Below are 6,203 nucleotides of genomic sequence, written 5' to 3' on the forward strand. Positions count from 1 at the left end.
AAACATTGCTGACGAGGCGTTGCCTCAGGCCACCCCCGGTGGTGTTCTTTGGCATCACACTCTGCCGCCCGGAGGTTCCATGACCAGGCTCGTCCGCCCCGTCCGCTGGGGCGCCGCAACCCTCGCCGCCCTGCTCGCCGCCACCGCGTGCGGCGGCTCCGGCGGGAAGGGGAAGGGGGACGCCACCGGTGCGGACGCCTCGTACAGCGTCGCCCTGACCGAACCCGACCATCTGACCCCGGGCAACACCTCCAGCAGCTACTCCATCGATGTGCTCAACGGCGTCTTCGACACCCTGGTGGTCCTGGACCCCAAGGACGGCCATCCGGTGATGCAGGCGGCGCAGTCGGTCACCTCCGGCGACCAGCGCAACTGGACGATCAAGCTCAGGGCGGGGCAGACCTTCCAGAACGGGGAGAAGGTCACCGCGCAGAGCTTCGTGGACGCCTGGAACGCCGCCGCGTACGGCCCCAACGGGTGGGCCAACAACTACTACTTCGGCAACATCGAGGGCTATCCGGCGCTCAACCCCGAGGACGGCAAGGCGGCCCCGGCCGTCAAGACCCTCAGCGGCCTCAAGGTGGTGGACGACCTCACCTTCACGGTGAAGCTGACCGCCCCCTTCAGCCCCTTCCCGATGACGCTCTCCTACATGGGCTTCGCTCCGCTGCCCCGGGCGGCCTTCAGCGACCCCAAGAAGTTCGACGTCCACCCGATCGGCAACGGCCCCTTCCAGATGGACGGGGACTGGCAGCACAACCAGCAGATCGCGCTGAAGAAGTACGCCGGCTACAAGGGCCCCCGGCCGGCCGCCGCGGGCGGCGTGCAGTTCAAGATCTACGCCAACAAGGACACCGCCTGGACCGACTTCCAGGCCGGGCAGGTGGACTACATGGTGAACATCCCGCCCGCGCACATCCCCGAGGCCAAGCGGCTGCTGGGCGACCGGCTGCTGGACACCCCCAGCGGCACCATGGACTACCTGGGCTTCCCGGTCTTCGACAAGCGCTTCGCCGACCCGAGGGTGCGCAAGGCCTTCTCCATGGCGATCGACCGCAAGGCCATCGTCAACGCGGTGTACAACGGCGCCTACCAGCCGATGGCCTCGCTGCTGGCGCCCAACGTCCCCGGCTACCGCAAGGACGCCTGCGGCGAGGCCTGCACCTACGACCCGGCCAAGGCCAAGCAGCTGCTCACCCAGGCGGGCGGCTTCAACGGCCCGCTGGAACTGTGGTTCGCCAACTCCGACTCCACCTACGAACAGTGGATGACCGCGGTCGCCAACGAGCTCAAGCAGAACCTGGGCATCCAGCAGATCACCTTCCGCAAGATCCCGGCCGCCGACTACTCCTCCACCCTCTCCGGCAGGAAGGAGAGCGGGCCGTACCGGCAGAACTGGGTGATGGACTACCCCAACGCCCAGGACTACCTGGAGCCGATGTGGGGCAACGGCAACAAGATGGGGTGGCAGAACCCGAAGTTCCTGGACCTGGTGAAGCAGGCCAACCAGGCCGCCGACCCGGCCGCCGCCATCCGCCTCTACCAGCAGGCCGAGGATGTCGCGCTGGGCGAGATGCCGATGGTGCCGCTGTGGAACTGGACCGACTACTCCGCCTACTCCGAGCGCCTGCAGAACGTCAAGGTCGACCCCTACATCACGCTCCACCTCGACCAGATCAGCGTGAAGTAGATGTGGCGGTACACCGCACGGCGGCTGCTCCAGGCGGTGCCCGTGTTCCTGGGGACCACCTTCCTGATCTACGCCCTGGTCTTCGCGCTGCCCGGCGACCCGGTCCGGGCCCTGGCGGGCGACAAGCCGGTCTCACCCTCGGTGCTGGCCGCGCTGCACCAGCGCTACCACCTGGACGACCCCCTGCTGGTGCAGTACGGCAAGTACCTCGCCGGGCTGCTGCGCGGCGACCTCGGTGAGACCTTCACCGGACAGAACGTCTCCGACCTGCTGCGCGACCGCTGGACGGTGACGGCCCAACTGGCCGTCACCGCCTGGCTCTTCGAGCTGGTCTTCGGCACCTTCCTGGGGGTCGTCGCCGGGCTGCGGCGCGGCAAGGCGGTGGACACCGCCGTACTGGCCGGCACCACCCTGGTGATCGCCGTGCCGGTCTTCGTGGTGGGCTACACCGCCCAGCTGCTGATCGGCCTGAAGTGGCAGCTGCTGCCCACCGCGGGCACCGAGGACGGCTGGCCCACCAGCTATCTGCTGCCCGGCATGGTGCTGGGCTCCTTCGGTCTGGCGTACGTGGCCCGGCTGACCCGCACCACCCTGATCGAGAACCTGCGCGCCGACTACGTCCGCACCGCCACGGCCAAGGGGCTGACCCGCACCCGCACCGTGGTGGTGCACACGCTGCGCAACTCCCTGATCCCGGTGGTCACCTTCCTGGGGGTGGACTTCGGTTCGCTGATGGCCGGGGCGGTGGTGACCGAGGGGATCTTCAACCTGCCCGGGGTGGGGCAGCAGGTGTTCCAGTCCATCCAGCTCAAGGAGGGCCCGGTGGTGGTCGGCGCCACCACCGCGCTGGTGCTGGTCTTCCTGCTGGTGAACCTGGCCGTGGACCTGCTCTACGGCGTTCTGGACCCGAGGATCCGCCATGAGTGAGCCCACCACGCTGGACCCGGTCGCAGCACCGCTGCCCGACCCCGAACGGCCGCCCGCGGAGCGGGTCCGGCGGCGCGGCGGCGACGCCTGGTACGAACTGCGCCGCAGACCGCTTTTCTGGTGCTCCGTGGTGATCCTGCTGCTGGCCGCGGTGATGGCGGCGGTCCCCTCGCTCTTCGCCCGGCTGGGCCCCAACGAGCAGTGCGACCTGCTGCGCGCCAAGCAGGGCCCGGCCTCCGGGCATCCCTTCGGCTGGGACGTCCAGGGCTGCGACTACTGGTCGCAGGTGGTGCACGGGGCCCGGCCCAGCCTGGTGGTGGGCACGGCCGTGACGGTCTTCGCGCTCGCGGTCTCGGTGGTGCTGGGCACCCTGGCCGGATACCTGGGCGGGGTGGTCGACGCGGTGGTCTCCCGGCTGACCGACATCTTCTTCGGGCTGCCCTTCGTCCTGGGCGCCACGGTGATCCTGGTGGCCTTCCCCGGGCACGGCATCTGGGCGATCACCCTGGTGCTGGTGGCGCTCGGCTGGACCACCATGACCAGGATCATGCGCTCCCAGGTGATCGCGGTACGGGAGGCCGACTTCGTGCTGGCCGCCCGGGCGCTGGGGGCGGGGCCGCTGCGGCTGATGGCCCGCCACATCCTGCCCAACGCCTTCGCGCCGGTCTTCGTGGTGGCGATGCTCAACGTCGGCAATGTGATCGCGGGTGAGGCGACCCTGGACTACCTGGGCGTGGGACTGCAGTACCCCACCGTCTCCTGGGGTCTCCAGCTCAACATGGCACAGGACTTCTACGCCGACCACCCGCACCTGCTGGTCTTCCCGGCGCTCTTCCTCTCGGTGACGGTGTTGTCGTTCCTGCTGCTGGGCGACGCGGTACGGGACGCCCTCGACCCGCGGCTGCGCTGACGCCGCCCGGGCCCGCGCTCCGGGACGGTCCGCCGTGGCCCGAAAATCATTGAGGAGATGAAATATTCATCCTATGATGCTCGTCGGTCAGCCTACCGAGGAGCCGTCAGTGACCGTGCAGCAGCCCCAGCGCCCCGCAGAACTGCGTCTCGCCCGCGCCCTGCGTGACGCCCTGGACCCGTACCACACCAGCGCCATCCTGGCCCCGCAGACCGCCGCCGCCTACCAGCCGTACGGCATCACCCACCCCTGGGCCGTCTACTTCGCCGGACGCGCCGCCCCGCTGGGAGCGGTGACCGCCCCGGCCGTGGACGCGGTCTTCTACCACTTCAGCCCCGCACTGATCGCCCGCTCCCTCCCCGCCGTCTGGGACCGGGCCGACCCCGGAAAGGTCCTCGCGGCCCGCCTCACCGGCGCCGACGCCGCACTGCGGGCACTCCTCGGCGACCGGACCGTCGACTCCCCGGAGATCGCCGAGGCCGCCGAGCTGGCCGCCGCGGCGGCGGCCGCCTGTACCGCGGCCGGGCGCCCGCTGGGCGCGGCCAACGCCGCGCTGCCGCTCCCCGACGAGCCCCACCTCAGGCTCTGGCAGGCCGTCACCACGCTGCGCGAGTGGCGCGGCGACGGACACAACGCCGCCCTGCTGCGCTCCGGCCTGGACGCCGTCGAGGCGCTGGTGGCCATCACCGCCGAGGGCGGCGAGGTACGAAGCTCCCTCCAGCCCCGGCGCGGCTGGTCCGACACCGACTGGGAGGCCGCGGAGCACCGGCTGGCCGACCGCGGGCTGCTGGACGGCGACGGCAGGCTCACCGAGGCCGGCCGGGCCCTGCGTCAGGGGATCGAGGACCTCACCGACCAGCTGGCGCTCGCCCCCTGGCAGCGGCTGGGCACCGGCCCGAGCACCCGCCTCTACCAGCTGGTCAGGCCGCTCTCCACCGCCCTGGCCGCAGCTCTGGGGCATCCGCTGCGCGACCTTCCCGCGGACCCGTTGGCCTGACGGCCGCACCGGCGCCCGGCATCCCTCGCGCGGCGGCGGCCCCCAGCGGGCGGGGGACGCCGCCCGCCAGGGCTTGCCGGGGAGGAGCCGACCGGCCCGGCTCAGCCCTGGGTGCCCAGCACCATCCACCGCTGCGGATCCGCCAGCGGCCGGAAGCCCACCCGCTCGTACACCCCGTGGGCGTCCCCGGTGGCCAGCAGCACCCGCCGCAGCCCGTAGGGCGCCAGATGGTCCCGGACGGCCGCCGCCAGCGCCTGGCCGAGTCCCCGCCCCCGGTGCGCCCGGTCGACATAGACGTCGCAGAGCCAGGCGAAGGTCGCCAGGTCGGTGACCACCCGGGCGTAGCCGCACTGGGTGCCGGAGCCGTCGTAGGCACCGAAGTTCAGCGAGGCGTCCACGGCCCGGTCCATGGTCTCCGGGCTGCGGCCCAGCGCCCAGTAGGCGTCGGTGGAGAGCCAGCGGTGCACCAGTACCCGGTCGATGCGCGCCGGGTCGGTGTCGATGCCGTAGCCGGCCGGTATGCCTGCGGTCATGGCAGGCGAGCCTACCGGCCGCCGGTCCGGCGAAGCGGGGCTGGCATGCTGGAACGCGTGACCGATCCCTTCGACGAGCCCTCGCAGGCGGCCGCCCGCGACGCGGCGCCGCAGTATGTGCTTCCGCTGGTGGTCCGCCTGGAGCGGGCCGAGCCCCCCGGCCGTACCGACGCCCTGGAGACCGCCGCCCGAGCGGTGCTGACCCTGCTGGCCGACCCCAGGGCCACCGGCGGCGAGTGGGCCGAGGCGGTGGACGCCTGGCAGGACGCCCGGATCCGCAAGGTGGTGCGGCGGGCCCGCGGCGCCGAGTGGCGGCGCGCCGGGGACCTGCCCGGGATCACCGTGCGGGGCACCGCCGCCGAGGTGCGGGTCTACCCGCCCGTACCGCTGGACGGCTGGCCCAAGGACCTGGCCAGGCTCCAGGTCTCCGGCACCGAACTGGACGACCCCGAGCCCCCGCCGGTCCCGGCGCCCGGCACGCCGGTGCTCTGGCTCAACCCCGACCTGCCGATGAGCGCCGGCAAGACCATGGCGCAGGCGGGGCACGCCGCCCAGCTGGCCTGGTGGGAACTGACCGGGGCGGAGCGGGCGGCCTGGGCGGAGAGCGGGTTCGCGCTCGCGGTGCGCACGGCGGAGCCCGCCGCCTGGGCGGCGCTGGTGGAGAGCGGGCTGCCGCTGGTGCGGGACGCCGGCTTCACCGAGATCGCCCCCGGCTCCTGCACCGTGGTCGCGGATCTGCCCGCGCTCCGGGCGGCCCGCCGCTGACCCGGCCGGGGCCGGGCCGGTGCGCGCCCGCCCGGCCCGGCCCCGGCCGTGGCTCAGTGGCGCTCGGCCTTGGCGACCTTGGGGGTGGTGGTGGTCTGGCTGGCCTTGGACCCGAAGGTGAGCAGAGTGGCGGTCTGGCCCGGGCCCAGGTCGTCGAGCGCCGTCACCGCGGTCTCCACCACCTTGCCCGCGCCGTCCGCGAAGTCCACCTGGACCGCGTACGACGCCGCGGTGCGGGTGTGGTTGGTGATCTTCACGGTGGCGGCGGGGTGCCCGTGGGCGGTCGCCTCGTCCACGGCGGACAGCTGGACGTCCCCCACGGCGTTGCCCCGGCCCTTGACGGTCTTCAGGGCGGCGGAGGCGGCCGCCCGGGCCGCGGCG

General features: G+C 72.6%; 7 protein-coding genes. 5 read left to right on the forward strand and 2 right to left on the reverse strand.

Annotated features, from left to right (window positions below; genetic code table 11):
• The first annotated feature begins 79 nt into the window (after positions 1 to 79).
• From AOK09_RS14020 to AOK09_RS14035, 4 genes are all read left to right on the forward strand, one after another.
• Positions 80 to 1,690, forward strand: coding sequence for a peptide ABC transporter substrate-binding protein (locus AOK09_RS14020; RefSeq protein WP_055587507.1), 1,611 nt, complete (start codon positions 80 to 82; stop codon positions 1,688 to 1,690).
• A complete protein-coding gene (locus AOK09_RS14025) occupies positions 1,691 to 2,617 on the forward strand; it encodes an ABC transporter permease (RefSeq protein ID WP_055587508.1) in 927 nt (308 codons plus the stop codon).
• On the forward strand, positions 2,610 to 3,527 hold the full coding sequence (locus AOK09_RS14030) for an ABC transporter permease (RefSeq protein ID WP_055587509.1): 918 nt from the start codon (positions 2,610 to 2,612) through the stop codon (positions 3,525 to 3,527). Before AOK09_RS14025 ends, AOK09_RS14030 begins: the two co-directional genes overlap by 8 nt.
• 109 nt (positions 3,528 to 3,636) lie before the next feature.
• On the forward strand, positions 3,637 to 4,524 hold the full coding sequence (locus tag AOK09_RS14035; RefSeq protein WP_175609301.1) for an SCO6745 family protein: 888 nt from the start codon (positions 3,637 to 3,639) through the stop codon (positions 4,522 to 4,524).
• Between the two features lie 101 nt (positions 4,525 to 4,625).
• Here AOK09_RS14035 and AOK09_RS14040 read toward each other — a convergent pair whose 3' ends face one another.
• Complete coding sequence (locus AOK09_RS14040; protein WP_055587510.1) at positions 4,626 to 5,057, reverse strand: GNAT family N-acetyltransferase; 432 nt, start codon at positions 5,055 to 5,057, stop codon at positions 4,626 to 4,628.
• 45 nt (positions 5,058 to 5,102) lie between these two features.
• Between AOK09_RS14040 and AOK09_RS14045 the strand changes: the two genes are divergently transcribed.
• Positions 5,103 to 5,822, forward strand: coding sequence for an aminoacyl-tRNA hydrolase (locus AOK09_RS14045; RefSeq protein WP_055587511.1), 720 nt, complete (start codon positions 5,103 to 5,105; stop codon positions 5,820 to 5,822).
• A gap of 53 nt (positions 5,823 to 5,875) precedes the next feature.
• Here AOK09_RS14045 and AOK09_RS14050 read toward each other — a convergent pair.
• The coding region (locus AOK09_RS14050) for an FxLYD domain-containing protein (protein ID WP_217698426.1) at positions 5,876 to 6,203 on the reverse strand (328 nt) is incomplete at its 5' end.

This window comes from Peterkaempfera griseoplana, from assembly GCF_001418575.1.
Classification (GTDB): domain Bacteria; phylum Actinomycetota; class Actinomycetes; order Streptomycetales; family Streptomycetaceae; genus Peterkaempfera; species Peterkaempfera griseoplana.

Bases quoted from the DNA above. Each gene is read 5' to 3' on its own strand.
- AOK09_RS14020 (WP_055587507.1), top strand. From the start codon at position 80: ATGACCAGGCTCGTCCGCCCCGTCCGCTGGGGCGCCGCAACCCTCGCC.
- AOK09_RS14025 (WP_055587508.1), top strand. From the start codon at position 1,691: ATGTGGCGGTACACCGCACGGCGGCTGCTCCAGGCGGTGCCCGTGTTC.
- AOK09_RS14030 (WP_055587509.1), top strand. From the start codon at position 2,610: ATGAGTGAGCCCACCACGCTGGACCCGGTCGCAGCACCGCTGCCCGAC.
- AOK09_RS14040 (WP_055587510.1), bottom strand. From the start codon at position 5,057: ATGACCGCAGGCATACCGGCCGGCTACGGCATCGACACCGACCCGGCG.
- AOK09_RS14045 (WP_055587511.1), top strand. From the start codon at position 5,103: ATGCTGGAACGCGTGACCGATCCCTTCGACGAGCCCTCGCAGGCGGCC.